At 40.3% G+C, this 25179-nt stretch carries 18 protein-coding genes and 1 tRNA gene; 9 read left to right on the forward strand and 10 right to left on the reverse strand.

The genetic code is table 11. The features are described 5' to 3' along the window. The first annotated feature begins 12 nt into the window (after nt 1–12). Nucleotides 13–2862, forward strand: coding sequence for a discoidin domain-containing protein (locus IV514_RS00955; RefSeq protein ID WP_206483048.1), 2850 nt, complete (start codon nt 13–15; stop codon nt 2860–2862). A gap of 193 nt (nt 2863–3055) precedes the next feature. Beyond that, entirely contained in the window at nt 3056–4414 is a 1359-nt protein-coding gene (yegD, locus tag IV514_RS00960) for a molecular chaperone (RefSeq protein WP_206483049.1), read from the forward strand. A 63-nt stretch (nt 4415–4477) separates the two neighbouring features. Here the strand turns inward: yegD and IV514_RS00965 are convergent, their stop codons facing one another. From IV514_RS00965 to IV514_RS00975, 3 genes are all read right to left on the reverse strand, one after another. Then, nucleotides 4478–6991 carry an acylase gene (locus IV514_RS00965; RefSeq protein WP_346776882.1) on the reverse strand — a complete coding sequence of 838 codons (2514 nt, stop codon included), beginning with the start codon at nt 6989–6991 and terminating at the stop codon, nt 4478–4480. Between the two features lie 147 nt (nt 6992–7138). Then, nucleotides 7139–7642 (reverse strand): hypothetical protein, encoded by a 504-nt coding sequence (locus IV514_RS00970; RefSeq protein ID WP_206483050.1) that lies wholly within the window; start codon nt 7640–7642, stop codon nt 7139–7141. 56 nt (nt 7643–7698) lie between these two features. Next, complete coding sequence (locus IV514_RS00975; RefSeq protein ID WP_206483051.1) at nt 7699–8769, reverse strand: M35 family metallo-endopeptidase; 1071 nt, start codon at nt 8767–8769, stop codon at nt 7699–7701. A gap of 238 nt (nt 8770–9007) precedes the next feature. Here IV514_RS00975 and IV514_RS00980 point away from each other — a divergent pair, with 238 nt between their 5' ends. Next, on the forward strand, nt 9008–9679 hold the full coding sequence (locus IV514_RS00980; RefSeq protein WP_206483052.1) for a DUF480 domain-containing protein: 672 nt from the start codon (nt 9008–9010) through the stop codon (nt 9677–9679). Nucleotides 9680–9738: 59 nt separating this feature from the next. Here the strand turns inward: IV514_RS00980 and IV514_RS00985 are convergent, their stop codons facing one another. Both IV514_RS00985 and IV514_RS00990 read right to left on the reverse strand, forming a co-directional pair. Then, nucleotides 9739–10467: a glutathione peroxidase gene (locus IV514_RS00985; protein ID WP_206483053.1), complete on the reverse strand. Its 729-nt coding sequence runs from the start codon at nt 10465–10467 to the stop codon at nt 9739–9741. 149 nt (nt 10468–10616) lie between these two features. Continuing rightward, entirely contained in the window at nt 10617–13448 is a 2832-nt protein-coding gene (locus IV514_RS00990; protein ID WP_206483054.1) for an ATP-binding protein, read from the reverse strand. Nucleotides 13449–13687: 239 nt separating this feature from the next. Here IV514_RS00990 and hutG point away from each other — a divergent pair, with 239 nt between their 5' ends. After that, a complete protein-coding gene (gene hutG, locus IV514_RS00995) occupies nt 13688–14473 on the forward strand; it encodes an N-formylglutamate deformylase (RefSeq protein WP_206483055.1) in 786 nt (261 codons plus the stop codon). A gap of 26 nt (nt 14474–14499) precedes the next feature. Beyond that, nucleotides 14500–15861, forward strand: coding sequence for a formimidoylglutamate deiminase (locus IV514_RS01000; RefSeq protein WP_206483056.1), 1362 nt, complete (start codon nt 14500–14502; stop codon nt 15859–15861). Between the two features lie 48 nt (nt 15862–15909). Here IV514_RS01000 and IV514_RS01005 read toward each other — a convergent pair whose 3' ends face one another. Beyond that, complete coding sequence (locus tag IV514_RS01005; RefSeq protein WP_206483057.1) at nt 15910–16269, reverse strand: hypothetical protein; 360 nt, start codon at nt 16267–16269, stop codon at nt 15910–15912. Nucleotides 16270–16412: 143 nt separating this feature from the next. On the opposite strand from IV514_RS01005, the gene ccoG reads away from it, so the two are divergent. From ccoG to IV514_RS01020, 3 genes are read left to right on the forward strand one after another with little or no spacing between them, the layout of a single operon-like run. Continuing rightward, nucleotides 16413–17840: a cytochrome c oxidase accessory protein CcoG gene (gene ccoG, locus IV514_RS01010; RefSeq protein WP_206483058.1), complete on the forward strand. Its 1428-nt coding sequence runs from the start codon at nt 16413–16415 to the stop codon at nt 17838–17840. Nucleotides 17841–17856: 16 nt separating this feature from the next. Next, nucleotides 17857–18831, forward strand: coding sequence for a serine/threonine protein kinase (locus IV514_RS01015; RefSeq protein ID WP_206483059.1), 975 nt, complete (start codon nt 17857–17859; stop codon nt 18829–18831). A gap of 28 nt (nt 18832–18859) precedes the next feature. Beyond that, on the forward strand, nt 18860–19492 hold the full coding sequence (locus IV514_RS01020) for a thiol:disulfide interchange protein DsbA/DsbL (protein ID WP_206483060.1): 633 nt from the start codon (nt 18860–18862) through the stop codon (nt 19490–19492). Between the two features lie 58 nt (nt 19493–19550). Here IV514_RS01020 and IV514_RS01025 read toward each other — a convergent pair whose 3' ends face one another. The 4 genes from IV514_RS01025 to IV514_RS01040 form a co-directional block, all read right to left on the reverse strand. After that, entirely contained in the window at nt 19551–21680 is a 2130-nt protein-coding gene (locus IV514_RS01025; protein ID WP_206483061.1) for an SHOCT domain-containing protein, read from the reverse strand. A 48-nt stretch (nt 21681–21728) separates the two neighbouring features. Next, nucleotides 21729–22382, reverse strand: a complete 654-nt coding sequence (locus IV514_RS01030) for a single-stranded DNA-binding protein (RefSeq protein WP_206483062.1) — start codon at nt 22380–22382, stop codon at nt 21729–21731. Nucleotides 22383–22531: 149 nt separating this feature from the next. Continuing rightward, a complete protein-coding gene (locus IV514_RS01035) occupies nt 22532–23500 on the reverse strand; it encodes a PEP-CTERM sorting domain-containing protein (RefSeq protein WP_206483063.1) in 969 nt (322 codons plus the stop codon). A 406-nt stretch (nt 23501–23906) separates the two neighbouring features. Next, nucleotides 23907–23983 (reverse strand) — tRNA-Arg (locus IV514_RS01040). A gap of 198 nt (nt 23984–24181) precedes the next feature. Here IV514_RS01040 and IV514_RS01045 point away from each other — a divergent pair. Continuing rightward, nucleotides 24182–25174 (forward strand): efflux RND transporter periplasmic adaptor subunit, encoded by a 993-nt coding sequence (locus IV514_RS01045; RefSeq protein ID WP_206483064.1) that lies wholly within the window; start codon nt 24182–24184, stop codon nt 25172–25174. Nucleotides 25175–25179: the final 5 nt, after the last annotated feature.

The raw sequence follows: 25179 nt of genomic DNA on the forward strand, positions 1-25179 counted from the left end.
CAAGGAATTATTATGAATAAGGCAAGAAATTTTAGACTAACGTTGCCTATGGTACTTATCACCAGTGTGTTAAGTGCTTGTGGTGGTGGCGACAATGATCCGGATGCTAATGATATACCGGTGACACCTGTAACAACCTCTGCTGAATTAGCGGGCTCTGTTGTCAAAGGAAATTTATCGGGTGCGGCTATTACCGTAGAGGCATTAAACGGCAGTACATTAACGCCCACTGGCCAAGTGCTGACTGACAGTAATGGCCAATATTTTGTTGAACTCACTTCACAGCCTGGTTTTGGCATTAACAGTCTTGTTAAACTCACCGTTAGTGCGGATGCGAATACCAGCATGATTTGTGATGCCACAAGCTGTGGTGATGCAAATCTAGGGGACAGCATCAGTGGGGAGCTTATTGCTGGCACAGAGTTAACCACGTTAGGACAGTTATCCGTTGATTATGGTAACCACGCTGACGGTAATGCAGATGGTCAAATGCAAGCCAACGTGTTAACCACTTTAGCGACTGAGCTAATTGAACAAGCGATGCTTGATGGGCGAAATGTCTCAACACCTGAATTGTTATCATTAGCACAAGCGGAGTATTCATCGTTATTACTCAGGGCATTAGGTTGGCAAACCAATAATACAAATGTATTTACTACCCCAGTAGTGAGTGCTGAACATGTGGAAAATTTTGTCACTGGCTCAGAATGTCAAACAACGGAGCAAGGTGATGAGCAATGTTCAGATATCATGGCAGAAGAAACCGTGATAAAGCTGTCATTATTAAATGCGGCATTTGCACAGTTTGAGTCTACTTCGACACAACAAGCACATCTTCAGGCTGCAAGAGAATATTTAGCACTAGCCATTGATGGTGATGCAGACGCATTAGCTGCATTACGCGCCATGCTTTATCAGGCGTTGCTTAATCATAGTGTCGCTATCGAGTTAGGTTACAGCGCGGATAGTGTGATTGATTTAGCGTTAGCATTATTTGATGCTAAATCGTCTGGTGGACCAATCCATGAAATTACCACGGATGAAAATATTGCCAGTGCAACCTTGACGGCTCGTTTTAGTATCAGTGATGCAGAAGGTGCTGCGCAAGCATTTGACGGCGATGTGAATACCAAATGGCTCGATCACAATGAATGGCAAGGGGCACCAAGTGTTGAAGATCCTGCGTGGATTCAAATTGATTTTGCTGAACCACAAGCAGTAAATACCTTGATGATCACCAGTGCTAACGATGCCTCAGCACGAGATCCTGAAAATTTCACCTTAGTGGCATCGAATGACGGTGAAACATGGAGCACCTTACTAGATATGGTTGGCGCATCATTTGAAGAACGTTTTGAACGTCAAACCTTTAGCTTTGCTAATGCACTTAAGTATCGCCATTATCGTTTAAATATCACTAAAAATGCCGGTAATGATGGCTTGATGCAATTAGCTGAAATTGACTTACTTGGGCCGATATATACCAGCTTAGTGCATTCAGCCAATCAAAATGCAGTGATCACTGCGCGAAATAGCATCGGTGATGGAGAAAACCAAGATAAAGCTTTTGATGGTGATGTCACTACCAAATGGCTTGATCATAATGATTGGCAAGGGGCGCCGTCAGAAGCCGATCCATCATGGATTCAAATGGACTTTCCACAAGCGGTTGCTGTGGATAAGGTCGCTATTACTAGTGCTAATGATGCACCTTCTCGCGATCCCGAAAATTTCAACTTGCAGGCATCAAACGATGGTGGAAGCACCTGGATAACGCTTGAAACCTGGGTAGGTGAAGCATTTGATGAACGTTTTGAACGTAAAACATTTCAAACAACTAATGTGCTTGCCTATACCAGTTATCGTTTAAATATCACGAAAAATGCTGGTAATGATGGCTTGATGCAAGTAGCAGAGATTGAGTTTATCGGCCCCGAGTTAGCTGGGCTTGAGCATAGCCTAATGGCTGGTGCTAGTTATTCAGCACGTTTTAGTATTAGCGACGCGGAAGGAGCAGCGCAAGCATTTGACGGTGATGTGAATACCAAATGGCTCGATCATAATGATTGGCAAGGGGCTCCTTCGGATGAAGATCCAGCATGGATTCAAGTCGATTTACCGGAAGCAAAAGTGGTCAATACCTTAACCCTTACCAGTGCCAATGATGCACCTGAGCGTGATCCAGAAAACTTTACGTTGCTTGGTTCTAACGATGGTGGTGAATCTTGGGTGACATTAGCTTCATGGGTTGGCGAAGCATTTGATCAGCGTTTTGAGCGGAAGGCATTTAATTTTAGCAATGTGCTGGCTTATAGCAGCTATCGTTTGAATGTGACAAAAAATGCCAATAACGACGGCTTATTGCAAATTGCTGAAGTAGGCTTGATCGGGCCACAATATGCGGCGGTGGATCATAGTGAACAAGCTGGCGCGATCTATAGTGCGCGTAACTCGATCAGTGACGGTGAGAGTGAAGCGCAAGCCTTTGATAATGATAGCACCACTAAATGGCTTGATCATAATGATTGGCAAGGCGCTCCTTCTGTAGATGATCCGTCATGGATTCAAGTAGATTTAGTGTCAGCACAAATTGTCAGTAGTTTAGCCATTACTAGTGCAAATGATGCTCCTGCGCGTGATCCGGAAAACTTTCAATTGTTAGGCTCAAATGATGGTGGTAGTACTTGGGTTGAAATTGGCAATTGGGTAGGTGAAAGCTGGGACGAACGCTTTGAACGTAAACAGTTTGATTTTGTCAATGGCTTTGCCTTTAGTAGCTATCGATTAACTATTACCAAAAATAAGAATAATGATGGTCTTATGCAACTTGCTGAAATTGAATTAATTGGTATTTTGCAGTAATTTCTTCCCGTGCACTGCGGTTACTTGTGAGAAGTTGGCACTTGTAACCGCATTTTCTTTTTGTCAAAGCATCATCATGATGTCGCTGTTACCCTTATTACAACAGCGGGCGCGTCACTACAAATTTCATCACTTGAGAAAGCCTTATAATCTCGGTATGCTACGCGACTTTTTCGCTTGCTGAGGAGGTTCAATGATAGGTTTTGATTATGGTACGTCGAACTGTGCTGTCGGAGTGATGGAGGGCGATCAGCCTGAAATTTTATCGTTAGGCGATCATGGCCGTTTAGTGCCATCGAATTTGTATGCGCCGAGCCGAGAAATTATTGTCCATTGGCTCTATCAGCGTTTAGCTGAAGTAGAAAAATCCAGCTTTCTTGCGGCACGAAAATTACCACTGCAACAAGCACAGCGGGCGTTGCGAGAACTTAGCCTTGATGGCATTGAGGCTAAGTTATTCTTTGGTCAAGCGGCATTAGCGCATTATCTCGAAGAGCCAGAGGAAGGTTATTATATTAAATCGCCCAAATCATTTTTAGGGATGAGTGGTTTAGTGCCAATGCAAATTAACCTGTTTGAAGATATTGTTGCCGCCATGATGCTCAATATCAAAAGCCTAGCTGAGCAGAATTTACAGCGAGAGATCAGCCAAGCCGTGATTGGCAGGCCAATTAATTTTCAGGGCTTGAAAGGCGAAGAAAGTAATCGACAAGCCATTGAAGTGTTAAGTAATGCAGCACATCGTGTCGGCTTTAAAGACGTTGAGTTTCAATATGAGCCAGTAGCGGCAGGTTTTGAATTTGAAGCGACCTTGAGCAAAGAAACTAAAGTCTTAGTGGTTGATATTGGTGGTGGTACCAGCGATTGCTCGATGTTATTGATGGGACCGAATTATCAGCAAAACACTGATAGAACAGCAAGCTTACTTGCCCATAGTGGTGTGCGAGTTGGTGGCAATGATTTTGATATTCAACTTGCCCTGAAAGGCATTATGCCGAGTTTAGGCATGGAGAGCCTGTTGAAATCCGGTAAGCAGATGCCAGTGAGTAGTTATAATCAGGCGGTGGCAATCAATAATGTTAATGATCAGACGGAGTTTTATAGCGAAAAGAATGGTCGTTATTTACAGCAATTATTCAATGATGCTCAGCAACCAGAGCTGTTTGCACGTTTGCTACAGGTTTATCGAGAAAAGTTAAGTTATCGACTGGTCAATGGTGCTGAACAAGCAAAAATTGGCTTGTCTGAGATGAACGAACAAACCATTGAGTTAAGCGATATTGCCAGTGATTTAACGGTAAACATATCACGCCAGCTGATGGCCGAGGCTAACGCAAGTCAGTTAAACAACATTGGCCAGTTAATGACAGAAGCAGTGACTCAAGCAAGGTGCCAGCCTGATGTGGTTTTTGTTACCGGTGGTACGGCAAAATCGCCTGTCATCAGTGAGTTTTTGCGACAACAGTTGCCGAATACGCCATTGGTAGTAGGGGATCATTTTGGTAGTGTCACCGGAGGATTAACGCGCTGGGCTCAACGAATTTATCAATAAACTAGGTCATTAACCCATAAAAAACCAGTCATTTAGACTGGTTTTTTATGTCAGTGTTTTGTCTTAGTCATCAGCACTTGATAACGTTATCTCAGCAATTTTATGTGCTTCGATATCTGCTTCAGTAAAGCGTAATGGACGCAGCTGTGGTTGAGTCGAGTAAAGTTCTGATTGATCGGTGTTATGCTCATCACCATAGGTGCGTGATTGTGAATAGCTCAATAAACCACGCGCTACAGGGCCTTCATCGGTAAAGTTCACCACACTCATCCAACTACTACCATAGCCAATATGATATCCACCAGCTTCGGTACTTAGTATTGATGTACTATCTTGCGGATTGTAGACATGGCGTGGTAACAAAGTACCATTATTGCTGGTACGAGCATTAAATACATTGAAACCACCCTCAATATTATGTGCACCAGCCCAAGGTATTTTGACCCCTGAAGGTGCGCCATTTGGCAGACTGCGTTCTACAAATTGTACATCAGCTAACACAGCATCTAGCGCAATGCCGGCATTTTCTACTTTGGTGATTGCAGTGGCGAACTGCGCTAGCGTGGTATCATTTTGTGCTAAGCCACTGGGGGAATTAAGTGGATCTGCTGCATTGAATGGGGTTAGCCATTGCGGATCAAGTGCAAACTGGAAGGCAAACTCTCTAAATAAGTGTCCCGCAGCACTGTGATTATTCATGGTACCGTCCCATTTCGCTAACGCATTACAACCTGCGCTAATGTCTTTGCCATTAACAGGGGTTTTTCCCTGAGCGTTACAAAGGGTGAGTAGGTCGTTTAGCACCGCTTCACCTAAGTAATTTCGATTACTTAATAAGGCGGTTTCAACTTCTGTGGGCGAAAATAATCCGTCACTACCAGCGGCATCACTTAATAACTTATGTGCCATGCGCGAGCGTAAGGTTTGCTGGTTGTTTACTTGACCATATAATGGTGAAACTCCCGTGATGGGCATGCCAGCATTGGTTAACCAAAAACTGTCATTAGAGTTTTGTACATAGTCAGTGCCTTCATATTTGGGAGCCTGTTCATAAGGTATTGAAGTATCGAAAATAAATGTCGATAAGTGCCCTGGTAATATAGTAAATCCTGCTTGTTTTTTCGCACCAATCAGAAGTGGGTTTGTCGTTAGTTGCTCAATAGCGACCGATGTTAAATGCGGGACGGTTGAATCATCAATGTAAAAAACATCACCATTGCTATCTGCTGACATAGTGTTATTAAAGATTACGCCGTCATACTCTTTAAAGGCTTGTTTAAATTCGTTGAGATCGCCAGCTAAATTCATCGCTAACCAGTGGTCTATAATGTCTAAATTGTTGCTATTCGCGTCTTTAATCGCATAAGCTGATGTTTCATCCCAGTTAAAGCTACCCGGGACGACGATCATCGGGCCTTGTGCAGTACTGTAACTCTTCTTCGCTAATGTGATGGTTTGTCCAGGTGCAACAGCAACATCTATGGTTAACTCACGCATATCGATAGGGCGAGGAGAGCCATCAATCACTTGGGTTAAATGATCCGAACGGCTTGTATCGAGCGTTAATTGATATACGACAAAGTGTTCGGCACTGGAGAATGTGTGGGTCCAGGCAACGTTTTCATTAAAACCAATATTGACGACACCAGGCATACCGGAAAGTGAACCACCCATAACATTCATATGGCCAGGAATGGTGCTGTGGAATTGCCAGAACCTTAAATTGCCAGTATGAGGAAAATGTGGATTGGCTAATACCATGCCTTTGCCATTTTCAGTTTTATCTTTGCCTAATCCCCAGCCGTTTGAGCCTAAATCTTGAGGATTTTTTTCTGGTAGCGATACTTTAGGACGATACTTGATGGTTTGTGCCGGAGCCATACCGGCTTTCATGTATGGCGCAAAGCTTTCTCCTGGAGGGGCTGCCAAAAACATTGGCCCTAAGAAGTTAGCGGCACCAGGTAGTAGGGCGATCCCTAAAGAGTAGGTTAATACGTCAACGTTAGTAATGGGTTGCACCCAAGGTTGACCCGCACAAGCAGGGTCAATTTGATCGCCTGTATCGGCTAAGTAACGGTTATAACCTGCGGCATAGCCAGACAGTAATGCCTGACTATTGGCTGACATACCTCGAATATTGTTTTCAGCTTGTTTTCTGATATCTAAGGCTAAATAGCCAAAATCGTTGATCAGGTGTTCAGAATCACCAGAGCCAGGCACTAGATCAGGGCCAAAGTATTTGGCACGTTGAGAGTTATATTTAATGATTTGATCTGCTAATACACAAATATTGTCTTTAGCAAAAGCATAACCTACACCGTAAGACATACTTTGCAAATTGTCGGCGGTAACATGGGGTACGCCATAATCGGTCCAACGTATGTTGGCATTTAATATACCGTCAGCGTCGAATGCAGGTATGGGAGCTGAACTCGGTGGTGTCGTCGGAGTAACTGGTTCAGGTGGTTGATAATTGCTGGTGTTAATGTATTTATAATCATCACCACAAGCGGCTAATAAACAGCCTAAGGTGAGAAGTGTCAACGGGGTGTTTAAATGGGTTGTAATAGGTTTCACAGTCAGCTCTCCAATGCTTGTCAGTATTGTTAATATTTTTCTCTGATCGTACCACTTGTAGCATAAGAATATTATTTGCACAACTTTTGTACAGAGATTGAAAGCTAGGCGGCGTTGATATGTAACAGATCACAAGTTGCAGTTAATCTATGCATCCACTGTGATGTTAATGGATGGAAGCAGGCATTGTTGTTTGCTTATTGAACCTTGAGCTAATTCTATTTGCATCACTTTTGGGCGTAATGAAATTTGGTAATGCCCTGCAGTTAAGCTATAGGCATCGAGCAAGTTTAGCGTAATGGAGCGGCTGTTGTTTGCTTCAATAACGATGAAGTCTTCTTCTAAGGGTTGCACTCTTTTAAACATTGGGCCTTGATAGGCTAATTGCTTACCTTGGCTATCAGTTATTTCAAATAAGTTGCTCATAAAGCCTTCGAGTGGTGTGTACCAGCTTAATAGCTTTAGCGATTGTGCAGAGGTGTTGGTGACTTTATAAGTCAGCATAATGCCGTGACTGTTTTGTTGGTGATGTTCAGCAAAGATTTCACATTGTAAATAACGATGAGTGGGTGTAGACATTGCAATAAAAGTGATAAAAGACAGTATGACGATCAAGCCAGTGAACCAATAGGCTTTAAAGCGCTCATCCATTTTTTATCACTCCATTATTAGGTTAGCTACATCATAGTGTAGCTAACCATTTTTCGCTAGTTTAAGTTTGGCGTGTTTTCAGCAAAGTATTCATGACTGTCTGCATTATTTAGTGCTTGATCAGGATCTGAAATGGCTAAACTTTTTGCGCCACTTTGACCATAAACAACATCATCTGTACCGGCAACTACATTGAAATGGCTTAGTTCATGGATAATAGTACCAGCGCGAGAATCGGTACCTAATTCATTAGCATTCCAAAATGCACGACATAAATACACTTTATAAGGTTGGCTTGGATAGACATAGGCAAAGTACGTTTTTTTACAGCTACAATCGAAAGTAACCGGTTGATTGTCAATAGCGTCATCAATGGCTTCAAAGTTTGCTTTGGCAGTATTAAAGCGTGCTGATGTCGCATTACCAAACCAGGTGGTATAACGTGTAGTGACATTGCTGGCTGAATGGCTGTTCAAATAACTTACCGCATTATTGGCAATGCTATCTGCAGCAGCTAATGCACTGATAATTTCTGTTTGTTGGCTGTTAGAACAACGACCAGTGAAACAGGTACCGTCGATACAATCACTGGAACCGCCTCCGTCTGGTTTACCTTTGTTCGTTCCACCTTTTGTTAACAGGCCTTCTAAATAAACAGATGCAGTGTTTGATGTTAATGAGGCAAGGTTAAGTCGCTCGGCTTTTTTTAGCTGACCAGGGTTTGAATATAAATGTAATGATTTTACATCATATGTAATGTCATATTGACCGGCTTCACTCATGTCGTAATTAGCGGTTAACTCAAAGGTTTTTGTCAAAGATTGACCTGATTTTAATTTAATATAGTCATTTTCTGTCGGCGCTGGGCGTTTGTAATGAGGGCCCATATATTGCACTTCGACACCATCGCGTGTGATGTGAAAAATATGTTCTTCGGCTAAGTCTGTGTACCAACTCAGTACTTTTTGTTGGCCTTTATGGTTATTGGTGATGGTGAGGGTTGCGTTTACATCACCGTTGGTCAATGTTTCTACGTCTACATTCACGTCTAATGCTGGTTTTATTGCATTTGCTGAAAATGCTAGGGTAGCAAAAATGGATAGTAGAAATTTACTCGAAAATTTCATGGTGGATATCCTTGTGTTTATTTTTATAAGTATATGTTTTATCAGTACTATGCTGATGATTCAGCATGGAACAAAGTGCCTAGTTCTGCTAGCAGAAAGACGACAATTTTTCGATAAATTACGACATAATTACCTTGCTATTTTTGTGTGAAGAATACAGTGTTTGCGAGCACTACAATGGCAAATTATCAGCTTGCTTGGTATAACTTAACCATCGTAATTTTCAGGAAGATTAACTATGCTTGTTTTTTCGCCTATTCAGTGTCGGGTCATCGGCGCAATGCTTGAAAAAGAAACAACAACACCAGAGCAATATCCATTATCTTTACACGGTATCATGACGGCTTGTAACCAAAAAAGTAACCGTGAACCTGTGATGTCATTATCTGAATCCGATGTGCAAAATGGCGTCGATGAATTGATCAATATGCAGCAATTGATGGAAGATCGCCAAGCATCGAGTCGAGTGCCCAAATATATTCATCGTTTTTGTAATACTGAGTTTGGTGATCTGCAATTTACTGCACAGCAGCGAGCAATTATTTGTGTGCTGTTATTACGTGGCGCTCAAACTCCCGGAGAGTTAAGAAATAGAACTCAACGCTTAGCCGAATTTAGAGATGTTAATGCTGTAGAAGATACCTTATTACAGCTGCAAGATTTTAACGGACAAAGCTTAGTAAAAAAACTCGCCCGAGAACCCGGTAAACGTGAGTCACGGTATGTACATCTTTTTACTGACCAGGAAGCATGTGATCAAGAGCCGTTTGTACAATCAACTGCGGCCTTGAGCGTTGAAGAAGCATGTGACAACACTAGTGAGTTAACCAGTCGAGTGTCGCAGTTAGAGCAGCAAGTGGCTGCACTTACTGAACAGGTGATCTCATTAAAAAATTTAATAAAAAGTTAGCTGTTGAGCTTGTGTTTTGAGTGATGAGGGAGTTGGGATAACTCCCTCAAATGCTGGCATTAGCTAAAGTAGCTTGCTAATGCTTCACTTCCACCGATATGCTGACCATCAATAAACACTTGCGGGACAGTGTCGGCATTTGTGACAGCCTTTAATGCTGCAAGTGACACCGATTGTCCAACTTCAATTTCCACAAATGCCAGCCCTTGCTCTGCTAATAAGGTTTTCGCTTTTTGACAGTAGGGGCAATTAGGTTTTGTAAACATCGATATTTTCTCTGTTTGTGCCGCCTCTGGATTAATGTATGCTAGCATGGTATCGGCATCTGATACTTCAAATGGGTCGCCTTCAACTTCTGGCTCGATGAACATTTTCTCTATCACGCCATTTTTTACTAACATGGCATATCGCCAGCTGCGTTTACCGAAGCCAAGTTCAGCTTTATCCACTAACATGCCCATGGCTTGTGAAAACTCACCATTACCGTCAGGCAAAAAGCTAATGTGCTCAGCGTGTTGATCTTGTGCCCATGCATTCATCACAAATGTATCATTAACAGACAAACAAATGATTTCATCAACCCCTTGTTGGTAAAACGTTTGTGCCAACTCGTTGTAGCGCGGCAGATGCGTTGATGAACACGTTGGTGTAAAAGCACCTGGTAAAGCAAAGACAATAACAGTTTTGTCAGTGAAAATATCTTCACTAGTACGCACTTGCCATTGGTCGTTTGCTCTTAAAGTAAACTTAACATTTGGTACGGTTTGACCTTCTTTATTCTCTAACATAAAAAGTCCTTGTGTTGCTGTAATGAATGATTAACTGATGACTATTATGATGAAAAACTTTAAATTGGTATAATCGTTATTTCTTATCTATTCAATAGGTAATAGCTATCATCTATTGAATGTTGTTCTGGAACGATAGTAGAAAAGTACTAATGTTCTAAGTGGTTAAGTTGTGTTTTTTGGGCTTGCAACATACGATAGGCATGATTCATTTTGTTGGTGATTTCTTCTTGCGGGCAGGGTTTAGCCATGTAGTCATTAAAGCCAGCTGCCATGCAATTTTCAGCAGCTCCACTGAGTGCATCGGCCGTGACTGCAATTAACCAGATAGGGCGTGTTTGTTGTTTAAGTATTGCTTTGGCTAATTCAAAACCATCCATGTTTGGCATATGGCAATCCGATATAATGATGTCATAAGGAGATTGCTCGTGTAACGCTAGAGCTTCAAGCCCGTCATACGCCACATCAGCGTCGATATTTAGACGCGACAATTGCGCGGTTAACACTTTGACATTGACTAAATTATCTTCTGCAATCAATACCCGAATATTGGCAAAGCGGTTGTCGGTTTTATCGTTGATATGGCGACTGTTTTTTCGTCTGTCTTCTGTTTTATCAACGATTTCAGCCCGTTTTAGAGGCAGTGTAAATGAAAACTTGCTGCCTTGATTAGGACTTGAATCTATGGTGATTTCGCCGCCTATCGCACTGACAATTTCCTGACAAATACTTAACCCTAATCCTGTGCCGCCAAATTTACGGGTGATATCACTGTCGGCTTGAATAAAGGGAGTAAATAATCGTTTTTGATTCTCTGTTGAAATACCAATGCCAGTATCGCTGACGCTGATGTTAATGTGGTCAACATCATTGCATTTTGCCTGAGCAGGAGCGGCGCATTTTTTTATGGCTAAGGTGATAGTACCGTGTTCGGTAAACTTAACGGCATTACTGATTAGGTTACTCAATACTTGGTTTAAACGTGTTGGATCGGTGTAATAACGATGATTAATCGTGTCATCTATAAACAACTTTAATTTTATATCGTTACTCGTTTCGATATGTTGAAAGCTTTTTATAACGTTTTTTGCCAATAGATGGATATTAACTGGCATTGATTCTAAGGACATTTTGCCAGCATCCATTTTGGAAAAGTCCAGTACATCATTAAGTAACGCTAATAAGTGCCGTGCTGAGCCTTCAAGCGTTTCGAGTAATTCCGCTTGTTCTTTGTCTAGTTTGGTGTAATTAAGTGCCTCTGTCATGCCTAGCACCCCGTTCATGGGGGTACGAATCTCATGACTCATTCGAGTGAGAAAAGTAATTTTAGCTTGTGCAGATGTTTCGGCTTCTTGTCGCGCAGACTCAGCAAGAGCCAAGGCATGCTCTACTTTTTTTTGCGCTATTTTTCTCACTTGTAATTGACGATAGTAAACCCAGAAAGCAATCAGCGCGATTAAGGCAATCGTTAAAAAAACATAACTGGCTTGGCGGTAGGCATCAGCAATTTGTTCTTCAACATTCGTCACTGGAAAGGCAGATTGGCTCCATTTGTTGTACATGGCATCGAATTGGTTGGTTGGTAAGGTATTAATTGCCTTATTGATTAACGAGATTAACAGTGCATGTTGTTTTGGCGCAGCAAATACTAAGCTTTCATCTTTATTAAACGGCGGGTAAGGACGTGAAGTTAAATTTGCGTAACGCAGTTGTTTGATTAAATAAGAAGTGATCAATGAACTGCCGATAAATACGTGAGCTTTGCCATCGGCAACCGCTTTGATTGCTAATGTAGTGGTGTCAAACACTTTAATGGTTGCTTTTGGAAACATTTGTTTCAATCGCTCAGTGGCATTGCGATTTTTTACCGCTGCGATATTCAGTGCTTCGATATGCTCTAGTTGGTCAACACTAGTGAGCCTAGGATCATAAATTAAATTATAGCGAATGGTAAAATAGGGGATACTGGGGATTAATTCTGTGCTTGGGTGGTGCTCAAAGTTGATTACCAGCTGCGCGTTTTTCTCTGTGATTTGCTGTTGAAATGCTTGTTCATTTTCCACATAAATAGGGTTGAAAGTGATACCTATTTTTTCAGCAACAAATTTAATTAAATCAACAGTGAAGCCTCTTTCGGTAATATGGGCAAAGCTACGAGTAATGATTAACGGTGGCCGACCGTCTTTGCTGACCGGATAGTGTATTTCATTATGATCAAGCAGGTATTGTTTTTCTTCAGCTGAGATGTTTTGTAAATATTTCCCCATGGTTAAGCTAATATTTGAGTGGTTAGTAAGGGCATACTTTTCACTCCAAAGCTTGGCTTGTGCAGGTTTTACTGCTCGGATACTGTTATTGATCAACTCCATCAAGGCCCGATCATTTTTGCGAGTGGAGAAATAAAGCTTTATCTGTGGAATTTCTGATTGATTAATATAAAACTGATCATCAATACCATGTTGCTTTAACTTACTGGTCATTAGCCAGGGGCGGGTGGAATAAATGGCATCATATTGTTGGTATTTCGCTAACAGCTGATCTGCATCTTTATAATAAAAGCGCTCAATGTGAGGGGAAAGAAAGTCGAGCACTTTATTTTCCTCAGCATGAATTGCAATATTTTTACCACTACTGGGGTTTTTATTGATGTTGCGGAAAATACTTTGTTTAAACATGCCATAAGGTAGGCTGTATAATAGTTTCTTATCTCTCTCAAAAATATTTAAAGCGACAATATCGAGTTGTTGTTGTTTTAATTGTTCAAGTGCCGCTTCTGTCGGCATATACAGAAATTGCACTTCAAGCTGGTGATCTATTGCCCAAATTTGCCAATATTCTTTCAAAAAATTAACGAGGCGACCGAAGGGCTCTGGTGATGCTGCCGCTAAACTGGCTTGATCGGGTAAGGCTATACGTATCACCCTATTTTGATCGATCTCAGGAAATGGCGATTTAGATTCTGCTGCCGATAAAGGTTTCACCAATGCGACTATCACATAAATAATCAGTAGCAGTAAGTGAAGGAATTTCAGCGGCATTTGTCAGTAGTTTTAACTTATAGGTAATGATTACTAACCTTATGCGATAACACTAATTCCTACAAATGTTATTTTTCTGATATTTGATATCAGGCAAAGTGCGATTGGCTAAAAGATATTGGCGAAATAGTCGAACCATGATAAATTATGAGTAACTTGTATATACAATTAAGGGTGAGAGCATGGGAGATAGTTATCAGTTAATTAAAGGTAATGTACCATTGTTGATCAGTATGCCGCATAACGGTCAGGCCATACCGGATGATATCGCCCAGAGAATGACGTCATCTGCGCAGGAAGTGCCAGATACTGACTGGTATAAAGACAGGCTTTATCAGTTTGCCATCGCGATGGGGGCATACATATTAATGCCTAAATACAATCGCTATGTGATAGATCTTAATAGGGATCCAAATGGTGTTGACTTATATCCTGGTGCTAACTCAACCGAGCTTTGTCCCACTACCGCATTTGATCTGAGTGAACTTTATCTACCGGGAAAGCAACCTGATGAGCAAGAAATCACTCAGCGTATTGTTCAATATTGGCAACCTTATCACCAAACGATCCGTTCAACCTTAGATGAAATTAAACAACACCATGGTAAGGCGGTATTGTTAGAAGCTCATTCGATTCTGTCTCATGTACCACGATTTTTCGACGGACAACTGCCTGATTTTAATTTCGGTAATGCCGATGGTAACAGCTGTAGTGAGGACTTACTTGCACAGGTTAAAAGTATTGACTATTCGCCATACACTATGGTGAGTAATGGGCGCTTTAAAGGAGGCTTTATTACCCGCCATTACGGAGAGCCGGAAAATAATATTCATGCCTTGCAATTGGAGTTATCGCAAATCACCTACATGAATGAACCAACAAATGAATACAATGAACAAAAAGCGAATCAAGTGATACCCAAATTAAAAGCCCTTGTTCAATGTTTGATCGATTTTAGTCAATCATAAATGATACAGAAACAGTGAGTGAAGTGATGAAATTATATGCACAGCGTATTTTACTTGCCGATGGTTGGCATAAAAATCAAACGTTAACCATAGACAACGGCATTATTAGCGAGATTGAATCGGGTAATGTCAACGCCGATGTGGATGTTGGTACCGTGATCCCAGGGATGGTGAATTGCCATTCTCATGCTTTTCAACGGGCGTTTGCTGGTTTCAGTGAGCAAGGGAGCGAAGGGCAAGACAGCTTTTGGACCTGGCGAACGATCATGTATAAATTTTTGCGCCAATTGACGGTGGAACATGCGCAAATAATTGCCACTCAGTTATATATTGAAATGCTGAAAATGGGTTATACTCGAGTGGCGGAATTTCATTATTTGCATCATGCCTTAGATGGTAACAATCATGATGATTTGTCAGCGATGGCCAAAGCAATATTTGAAGCGGGCGATACATCTGGCATTGGTTTAACCTTATTGCCTGTGTTATACCGTTTCAGTGGTTTTGGCCCGTTACCTGCGACTGAGGGGCAAAAGCGTTTTATCAATACAACTGAACAGTTCAATCAACTAGTGACAGAATGCGTACAGTTAAGCCAAAACTATCGCAACACCAATGTCGGCATAGCGCCCCATTCATTACGTGCGGTTGACTTACCCTCGTTAAATTCGGCTGTAAATCATATACGAGGAATTGATGAGTGTGCGCCGATACATATTCATATTGCAGAGCAGCAAAAGGAAGTGGATGATTGTTTAGCACATTATGGCAAGCGCCCGGTACAGTGGTTATTAGATAACTTTACTTTAGATCCGCACTGGTGTTTGATACATGCGACCCATATAAACGAAGCAGAACGACAAGGCTTAGCTCAGTCAGGGGCAATTGCTGGTATTTGCCCAACAACAGAAGCTAACTTAGGGGATGGGGTATTTCCTACCGCCGAATATTTAGCAGAAAAAGGCAATTTTGCTATTGGCTCAGATAGCCATATTTCAGTTGATCCTATTGAGGAGTTACGCTGGTTAGAATACGCTCAACGTTTAACTAAGCAGCAGCGCGCAGTGTTAGCGGATACTAATACTTTATCCGTAGGTAAAAATTTATGGCAACGTGCTGCCCGTGGCGGCGCGTTAAGTACTCATAGTAACACTGGTGAGTTAGCGATTGGCAAACAAGCTGATTTATTAGTGCTAGATGAAGATAAGTTAAAGCTCTTTGCCCATAGTGAACAACATTTGCTTGACAGTGTGGTGTTCGCTAGTCAGTCGAATCTAGTTGCCGATGTGATGGTTAATGGTCAATGGGTGGTACAAGCCGGTAAGCATGTGCATGAAAATCAAAGCGCTGAACAGTTTAGTGAACTTTTATCGCAATTGTCGGCATAAAAAAAGCGCATACTTGTATGCGCTTGCGCTCTTTTTGCAGTCAATGTTTTAAAATAGTGACTGATAAGGTGATATAGCGTCACACACGACTTTTTGATTACTTTGATGCAAAACTGGTGAACTGACTTGTTTATCAGCACAATATTTTTGAAAAAATTCTTTTACATTCGCTCTAGAGGCGGTAATTTCTTTAATATACCCTTGCTCGTTTTCATTAAATTGCGCAAATTTTGACTCTAAATCACGATATATCTTGCTTGGGTTTAATCTGACTTTAGTATCTGTTGCATCAGAAAATTCAGATAATACCCAAGTTTTTTGTTCTTCATACCACTCAGTCAACTCAGGCTGAGGGTAAAAGTGTAAAAATAGTGCAATTGCAACGATTAAGATCAATAAATTCTTCATGTGATTTCGTATAATGTTAAGTTATTATAAGTGCGACCAAAATTGATGTCGCCATAGTATCATTTTACTTAATGTATCAAGATACCGTTAATTTATCGCCGATACAAACATAGTTATCTGAAATTCACCGGTTAGGAACAGTTGTGAACTCAAAACAAGACAACCATAAAGCTCAAATCCCAATTAAAAATATCAAAATTCATCAGCCTAAACAGGCGGAGCAATATAAGCCAAGGGATCAAATTTACGTACGTAAAGTAACTGGCTTTTTTCAACAATTACGTCGAAAGATGAATTTTTTCTTTTTAGCTTTATTTGCCATACTGCCATGGCTACAGTTTAATGGCCATCAGGCGATTCTGTTTGATATTGCCGAACAGCGCTTTACTTTGTGGGGGCTAACCTTGTGGCCTCAAGATTTAACCTTGTTAGCCTGGCTGTTTATCTTAAGTGCATTTCTATTATTTTTCGTCACTACTTTTTTAGGCCGAGTTTGGTGTGGGTACTTATGTCCGCAAACGGTGTGGACCTTTATTTTTATTTGGTTTGAAGAAAAAATAGAAGGCAGTGCCAACCAACGAAAAAAACTTGATAGTCAACCGCTTACAGTGAATAAGTTTTGGCGAAAGTCACTGAAGCATTTTTGTTGGCTCATGTTTTCAGTATTAACGGCATTGACCTTTGTGGGGTATTTTGTGCCGGTAAAAGAAGTGTTTATAGACTTTTTTACCTTTAATGCCTCTTTTGCGGTTGCGGCAAACGTATGGTTTTTTGCTTTTTGTACCTATGGCAATGCCGGTTGGATGCGTGAAATTATGTGTTTGCATATGTGCCCTTATGCACGCTTTCAGTCTGCGATGTTTGATAAAGACACTATTACCGTTTCTTATGACCATAATCGAGGGGAAAATAGAGGTCCTCGTTCAAGAAAACAAGATCCTAAAGCCATGGGCTTAGGAGATTGCATTGATTGCAACTTATGTGTACAGGTTTGCCCAACCGGCATCGATATTCGTAATGGTTTGCAATACGAGTGTATTAATTGTGGTGCATGTGTAGATGCTTGTGATGGTGTAATGGAGCGAATGAACTATGAAAAAGGACTTATTCGCTATACAACTGAGCATGAATTAGCAGGAAAAAAAGTTCATCTGTTACGTTCTAAATTAGTCGGTTATGCTGCGGTATTGTTAGTGATGACTGGACTGTTAGCCATGGAAGTTGTTAATCGTGCCCCTGTATCACTTGATATTATTCGTGATCGCACTGAATTAGCGAAAGAAAACTTCAATGGTGAAATTGAAAATGTTTATACCTTGAAGATTCTCAATAAATCGCAAACCGATAATCGTTATCGTTTATCGGTGCGTGGTATTGAAAATACCAAATGGCACGGTGAGCAAGAAGTTTTTGTCAAAGCGGCTTCGGTTTATACTTTGCCGATGAGTATTTCAGTAGACCCTTATGAATTGGATGGTTATATGACTGACATTACCTTTGTTGTCGAACTTATTTCTGACGAAGATGATATCTCTTTAGCGCATGAAACACGTTTTTTTAATAAGCGTTAAGGTGAATTAATCTCTAATGTCAGTATTTGATTTTACTTCGTTATCACCCGATTTAATTATCGATGGGATCGAAAGTGTTGGCTTACAAGTTGATAGCGGTCTATTGGCACTAAACAGTTATGAAAACCGAGTGTATCAGTTTCATGATGAACAGCGGATAAAATATGTGACGAAGTTTTATCGTCCACATCGTTGGTCTGTTAAACAGATACAAGAAGAGCACGATTTTTCATTGGAATTGCAGGATCATGAGTTACCTGTTGTTGCCCCTTTACTATTTAATGGCCAGTCTCTATTTGAGTACGAAGGCTATCCATTTGCCATTTATCCTTGTAAAGGGGGGCGCATTTTTGAGGTTGATAACTTAGATCAGCTTGAGTGGATGGGCCGGTTTATCGGCAGAATTCATGCGGTTTCACGTCAACAAGTGTTCAATTATCGTCCGAGCTATAGTACCGATGAATCATTAATACAGGCACGCGACATTATTGTTCAGTCTGGTTTTATTCCTGATTATTTAACAACGCCATTTTTTACCATTCTTGATCAAGTAATTGACCTTACTCAGCAGCAATATCAGCCGCAATCGGCGATTAGGCTTCATGGTGACTGTCATGCGGGTAACATTTTATGGACGGATGATGGGCCGCATTTTGTCGATTTAGATGATAGTCGAATGGGGCCTGCCATTCAGGATTTGTGGATGATGCTCTCAGGCGATCGTCAGCAGCAAACGTTGCAGTTAGATACATTGTTGCAAGGCTATGAAGAGTTTTGTACCTTTGATACCAGAGAATTTGCACTAATCGAACCATTGCGAGCTATGCGAGTAGTGAACTATATGGCATGGTTGTGTAAACGCTGGCAAGATCCCGCATTTACGCATAGCTTTCCTTGGTTTAATACGGCAAAATATTGGGAAGAACAGGTATTGATGTTAAAAGAACAAGTGTCTGCTTTACAACAAGCGCCGTTAACATTAATGCCTTAAAACAAACAATTAATCATAGGAACATTCAATGAAAAAAGTGATTGGTATCGTAGCGTTACTATTAATGCCGTTTATCGCCAGCAGTACAGATTACCAAGAAGGTAAGCATTATGTAAAAGTTAAAGAGATTGCCGTTAATGCGCCTGAAGTACGTGAATACTTTTCATTTTATTGTCCTCATTGTTATCGCTTTGAGGGTTTAATCGATCTCGTTAAAAAAGCGCTGCCAGCAGAAGCTCAATTGGTAAAAAACCACGTGGACTTTCTGCCTGGTGCTTCAAAAAAAATGCAAGGAATGCTAACTAAAGCTTTGGTGGTTGCCAATAATATGGAAAATACTGAGAGCCATATTGCTGCAATTTTTAAATATATTCATGTACATCGTGGTGTGTTTACTTCGCAAAAAGATGTGCGAAATGTGTTTGTACTAAATGGTGCTGATGGTGCTGAGTTTGATCGTTTGATGGCTAGTGAAGCGATAAACAATGCCGCCAAGCAAATGAAAACTAATCAAGATACGTTATCGAGAAGTGGTGATTTGAAAAGCGTGCCATCTGTGGTAGTTAACGGTAAGTATATGATCCATACCCACGATTTAGATAAAGAAAACTTTGTTGAAGATTACATTAACTTAGTGAAGTATTTATTAGCGCTAGATTAATTTTTTCGAATACGTTTTCTTACCCAGAACAATGCGAGGTATAACAGCCTCGCATTTTTTATTTAGTATTTTTTTGTTGGTGCAAAATAGTCGCTTTTGCTTGTTCGAACTCTTGTTCTGAGAGTAGGTTTTGTTGTTTTAGGGCTGCAAGTTTTTCGAGTGCCTGCACGATAGAGGTGTCACTGGCTGGATGATCTCTTGCTATATCAGACGCTTGTTGATTTGCTGGTGTGGATACATGGGGTTCACTGTCGGTTTTTTTTACAGAATTTACAGAGGCAGTGTTGGATGGCAAATGTTCATCGCTATTGGTTGGTCGCTTTTGGGTCTCAACATTACTTTGTTGTGATAACGGAGCTTTCTGTGTGTTGCTAACGCTAGTAATGGTTGGAGTTACCAGTATTTTACGTTTTTCGGTATGCTGAGGATGGAGCATTGCTGAGAATAACCAACACCAATTCAATAATTGTTCGGTTGATTCATCAAACTTGCTTTTGGTCATCCGTTGATTACCTTTTCGAAAGTAGAGACATATCCGATAACTTTTCTTTTTCGTATCTTGCAATATAAGCTCATACTTTCTTACGCGTTCATCAATCATTTTTTCACGTTTTTCTTGTTGTAATAACGCGTTAAATTTCTGTTCTTTGTTGTTCGAAAATACGCTATTTTCGTCGCTATTAATGTGACAAATTTCCACATCATTTAAATGGATTTTGCTTTCAACTACCTCATTTAAAGGCAGTTTAATGGCTGGCTCGGATTGATGACGATGATACAGGGCGATGATGTTATTGTGCTTGTCGACCTCAAATTGAGCAAACTGCTCATACAAGTACTTTTTAAGTAGTGATAATGAGGATTTTTTCGAAAAATAGAACAAGGCAATGAGTAAAAATAACGCGGTTAATAACAAAAAGTAGGCAAGGTAAAAATTCTCATCAGGCTTATCTACATGACTTGGGTTGTGCTGCTTATTGGCAGCAGTGACTGGCGCTGGAAATAGCTGAAAAGCGCTATTACTACTTTGATCAAACACCAGTAGTTCATCTTGATGGTCTGTAGTGAGTATTGGCTTAGCCGTAGGTGACATGGCTAACTTTTCTAATGAGGTGATTATTTCGGGTTGATATGGTGCATGTGGGGCAAGAGCTACCAATAACCATTGTTCTTGCCAAGTTAAATAGAGTAATTTGTTTCTATGTGCTTTTAATTGTTCGCCACGATAAATTAAGCCATTTGATGAATTAGGTGAGAGCTTTATATCAGTTAAATGGTCTGCTTTTTTTGAAGCTGAGGTGAAATCATCACCGAGCTGAATTCTTGAAAGTTTTTGCTGTTGCTTACCCCTATGACGAATATAAAGCTGATTCGGATTCTGTTTAAACCAATGGATATTGTTAATCAGGTTTAGCTGTGAAATGAGGATTTCATTATTAATGTTGGGTTCGTCAATAAAGGCATTAGCGGGGGGGATTCGATAATTTTTTGCGCCAAACTTCTCTAAAGCTACTCTTAAAATCGCCCCTGAGTAGAGTGGAATATCGGTATTGTTTTCATCTGGCATGAGTACGGCGAATAATTGATTGGCATGGTTTTGCCAGGGCTGGATAAACGGGTTAAACGCAAGTTGTGTGATATAGGTTTGTTGTGATGGTACGCCGATCCTGAAAATTTCTTTTCGTGAAGTTGCTGTAACCTTTAATTTCTGTAGATTTTCATCATTAAATTGCCACTCGATTAATACTAATTCATAAGGTGTTTGCCCTTGGTATGTTGGAGCATTAATTATAGTTGTTGAAGTATTTTTCTTACTAGATTCGATATGAGCGGTGTAAAAGGTGAGGTAGCCTTGCTGTTGTACTAATTTAAAACTTGGGTGTGCGGAAAATGCGGTTAACTTGACTAAATTAGGATAATGGTCGACTACATTTAATAACTCTTTACTTGATAGGCCCTTACTATCATAAAGTTTGATTTTTCCATTGTGTTCACTGGTAAAAAACTGCTGTTGAGTTAACGGGTTTATAATGATGTGTTGCCATGTAGTATGACTTTTATTTGTTGGTAGTGTTAGCTGAGTAAAGGTTAATTTTTCAGCATGAGAAGATAAAATGAAGTTAAAAAATAATGACAACAGTAGCAAAAGCTTACGGCGTTGATTCGTTAAATAAAGGTGTCTTTTCATAGGTTGTGAGTGGACTTATCTTCCTAAAAGTCATGTTTGTCTACAATATTAGCTTACCTTATGTAAAGCAACATGTTGAGCATCAATTAATTGTGATTTGCTATTGTTATTTACGTAATTTAACTTACCTTCTATGATCAGCTCATCGCCAATCATTACCGTGTCTTTTAAATAGTCAGCCTGTTTTCCCCAGACATGTACTGTGCGAGTTATATCGATACAACGTAATTCTTGTGAGATGGGAGAATAGACATAGAAATTTATATTGATGGGAAATTCTGCTAGTTGACGATTATTTTCTGTGGTGACCAATTTAACATTGTTAATAATTTTACCACTGCAGTGTAGTTGGTTAATGGAACGAGCATAGCCTTTAGGGTATCGGTGGGCGTAGGTTGCGTGAATAATTTCTCGATTGGAGTTTTTACTATTCACCATAAAACCTTGGATTAATACTATGTCGCCTTTATCTGCTTGTAACAGGCTACGCTCAACAACATCACCTATCATCTTTACCGTGTGATACTGTGTCCACTCTTTGTATTGACCCGCCGCCTTGTCGAACCACTTACTGTGAGTGGCTAGTTTAAATTCTGCAATAGCAATTACAGGGTTGGCTTGATAGCGAATATCAGGCTTAGTAACTAAGTTACCCAATAGGGTGAGAGAACATAAATGATTTTGTGGTAACGGATTTTTCATAGCAGCCTCAATACAAAAAAGCTACTTTACGTGACTACCGCTAAGGATTCAATTGGCAAGTGTATTATGTCAATAAGTTAAACGAGAAAGACATAGAAAACCATCTAAAGACGGTTTTCTATGTTGATTTGATAAGTGATAATTCAGCATTAATGCTTAAGATTTTTAAACCTTAAAGCCAACAAAGCTAAGCCTAAAATACCTAGTGTTGACGGCTCTGGCACATCAGTAGGTGTATCTGCTGGATCACGAGCCCATACAGCTAGGTGAGAAAAGCCCTTGCCACCAAAGTCGCTACCCAAATCCAATGTGCCACCTAATACAAATGCAGTGGTAAAAGCACTAGGGCTATCAAAAGTTGGGTTTCCGTTGTCAATTTCATTTTGGAAGATATCTTTGAAATTGAAATCATAAATTGCCCAACCACCATCGCTGTTTTCGTTACCAGATTTTACTGAGAAGGCTAAATGATCAAAAGTAGACTTACCGATAATGTCTTGCACTGTTTCGACAATATCTACATCAGTAGCGAGTGTCCAGCTAAGGGAAGTACAGTCGTTAAGCCCACCACCGTCACCATCTTCACAGCTAAATGATAACTGTAAAACTTCAGAAAGATTTAATGTCATCGTTTGATCATAAGAAGTAATACTACTGTATGATGCTTCAGTATCTTCTGCGTCAAAGTCACCTAAGTGAATCCAACCTGGGTCGGTTGCATTACCATCGCCATCTATGTCTTGTAAATCCGATGCGTTGATAAACTCAAGACCGCTTAATTGGTTACCAGCATATGGCCCGCTTGTGAATTCAGCGCCATTTAGTAACCCGTCACCATATTCACCAATATTATTGTCCAATGGTGGAACTTGAGCATCGTTACCATTAAACAAACCTATACATGAACTGGCATCATAAGGGCCGTTTTGTAGCAAGTTCGGTTCAACAGCGCCACCTGTGCCGGCTGAAATGTCTAAATCAGAAATATAGATGGAATCTAAAGTAGCACTAGTAGTAGTGCAAGTTGCAGTATTGGTAATGATACCAGCATGAGTAACAACTGAAAAAATACTCAATATCACTATCCCTATAAACTTTTGTGATAAATATTTAAACATGATAAATCCTTTTGTTTTGGAGCATATTACTTGTTTTGTCTGTTTTTTAAGCATAAAAAATGCCGTGATTCTAATCTATTGAATCAACTTAAATTAATATTTCTTTTATAAAATGATGTAACGAATTTGTAAAAATTCCTGACATATTAGCTTTGGAATTACTACAAATAAAAGTGAATCTATGGTTGAGTAGAATGCGAAGAATAGCACGTTCTAGTATGATTGCTTTTTGAAGCTTAAAGAATACTATTGAGCATTGATCGCATGTCATTTCATCATTATCTGTGTTAGTTGATCTTTTTGACGACTTAAAATATGTGTCCAGGTATCAGCGGATGTAACATTCGTTATTGAGGGAAATTCAGTGCGGCTGAATTTGCTAATGAAAGAGTGTTGGCTTTGTTACTGGCCCGCCCTGCAGGAGTCGAACCTGCGGCCTCGGCCTCCGGAGGGCCGCGCTCTATCCAGCTGAGCTAAGGGCGGTCAATTTTAATCGCGGCAATACTAATGGGTATCTGGTCGCTTGTCTAGCCTAATAGGTGAATTTGCTGGTAATTATGGCTCAATTATCAGCTTGACTCGCTTAATGATGAATTTAATGTACATTTATCTAATCGACGATTAAAGTAGGGACTATAATAATTGCTAGTTACATCAACAAGGTAGTTAAGTTCTAACGTTATGAAACATATTCTCTGTTATTTTTTCTTAAGCATTACTTGTACGTCATTTTTAGCGTCAGCTCAAAACTATGAGATTGCGCAAGTGTCAGTCTCGCCTTATGAAAAATCTTTTACCCGAGCGGGTAAGGTGGCGTTCAAACGGACAGCAAACCTATCATTTAAAAGTAGTGGTTATTTAGATGAACTGTCTGCTGATGAAGGGGATTTTTTTTCATCTAAACAACGATTAGCCTCATTGAATACAGAAGAATTGAAAGCATTAAAAAATACACGTTATATTGCTTTATTACAGGCAAAAAAGGATCGTAAACGAATACAACAGCTATTAGCCAAAAAATTAACTACAGAACAAGCACTTGAACTTGCACAAACGAAAGTTGAAACGCAACGAGAAGCGTACCAAATCGCTTATTATAATTTAGAAAAAGCTGAGATATATGCGCCGTTTAATGGCGTAGTATTGGCAAGACACGCAGAGTTGGCAGAATTTCAAACGCCAGGGAAGCCAATTTTAACTGTGGCAGCTATCGATAATAACCTTGTGGTGAAAGTGAGCTTAACCTCGAGAGAAGTGGTTTTTGTTAAACAAGGGCAAGAAGTAAAAGTGCGATTGCCCAATTTAGGGCAAGTTGATGGTGTTATTTCCAAAGTACCTGTGATTAGTAATACTGCCGGACAGCTCTATTTAATTGAGGTGTTGTTAAAAAGCATGTCAGCGGGCGGTGGTGTTGTGGCTGGACAATTAGCGCAAGTTGAAATTGATGTTGCGTCAGATAAATTGGTGTATAAAGTGCCGTTAAGTGCGCTGATTGAAATTGATGAGCTTGGTAATGCTATTTTACTGACAAAGGTGAGTGATGAACGTTTTATTCACCAGTCATTTACTGTGTTGAATATGGATAATCAGTTCTTATACTTAAATGCGAATAGTCAAAATGATACTTTGGACGTTGTTACCACCGGCTGGCAGCAACTTAAAGTGAGCGAGTAGATTAT

The sequence above is a fragment of the Thalassotalea sp. G2M2-11 genome (genome assembly GCF_017168195.1).
In the GTDB taxonomy this organism is placed as follows: domain Bacteria; phylum Pseudomonadota; class Gammaproteobacteria; order Enterobacterales; family Alteromonadaceae; genus Thalassotalea_E.

Excerpts from the sequence above, each read along its gene's own strand:
- IV514_RS01005 (WP_206483057.1), bottom strand. The coding sequence starts at position 16,269 with ATGAAGAATTTATTGATCTTAATCGTTGCAATTGCACTATTTTTACAC.
- IV514_RS00970 (WP_206483050.1), bottom strand. The coding sequence starts at position 7,642 with ATGGATGAGCGCTTTAAAGCCTATTGGTTCACTGGCTTGATCGTCATA.
- yegD (WP_206483049.1), top strand. The coding sequence starts at position 3,056 with ATGATAGGTTTTGATTATGGTACGTCGAACTGTGCTGTCGGAGTGATG.
- IV514_RS01030 (WP_206483062.1), bottom strand. The coding sequence starts at position 22,382 with ATGAAAAATCCGTTACCACAAAATCATTTATGTTCTCTCACCCTATTG.
- IV514_RS01025 (WP_206483061.1), bottom strand. The coding sequence starts at position 21,680 with ATGAAAAGACACCTTTATTTAACGAATCAACGCCGTAAGCTTTTGCTA.
- IV514_RS01045 (WP_206483064.1), top strand. The coding sequence starts at position 24,182 with ATGAAACATATTCTCTGTTATTTTTTCTTAAGCATTACTTGTACGTCA.
- IV514_RS00975 (WP_206483051.1), bottom strand. The coding sequence starts at position 8,769 with ATGAAATTTTCGAGTAAATTTCTACTATCCATTTTTGCTACCCTAGCA.
- IV514_RS01015 (WP_206483059.1), top strand. The coding sequence starts at position 17,857 with ATGTCAGTATTTGATTTTACTTCGTTATCACCCGATTTAATTATCGAT.
- hutG (WP_206483055.1), top strand. The coding sequence starts at position 13,688 with ATGGGAGATAGTTATCAGTTAATTAAAGGTAATGTACCATTGTTGATC.
- IV514_RS00955 (WP_206483048.1), top strand. The coding sequence starts at position 13 with ATGAATAAGGCAAGAAATTTTAGACTAACGTTGCCTATGGTACTTATC.
- IV514_RS01000 (WP_206483056.1), top strand. The coding sequence starts at position 14,500 with ATGAAATTATATGCACAGCGTATTTTACTTGCCGATGGTTGGCATAAA.
- IV514_RS00985 (WP_206483053.1), bottom strand. The coding sequence starts at position 10,467 with ATGTTAGAGAATAAAGAAGGTCAAACCGTACCAAATGTTAAGTTTACT.
- IV514_RS00980 (WP_206483052.1), top strand. The coding sequence starts at position 9,008 with ATGCTTGTTTTTTCGCCTATTCAGTGTCGGGTCATCGGCGCAATGCTT.
- IV514_RS01020 (WP_206483060.1), top strand. The coding sequence starts at position 18,860 with ATGAAAAAAGTGATTGGTATCGTAGCGTTACTATTAATGCCGTTTATC.
- IV514_RS01035 (WP_206483063.1), bottom strand. The coding sequence starts at position 23,500 with ATGTTTAAATATTTATCACAAAAGTTTATAGGGATAGTGATATTGAGT.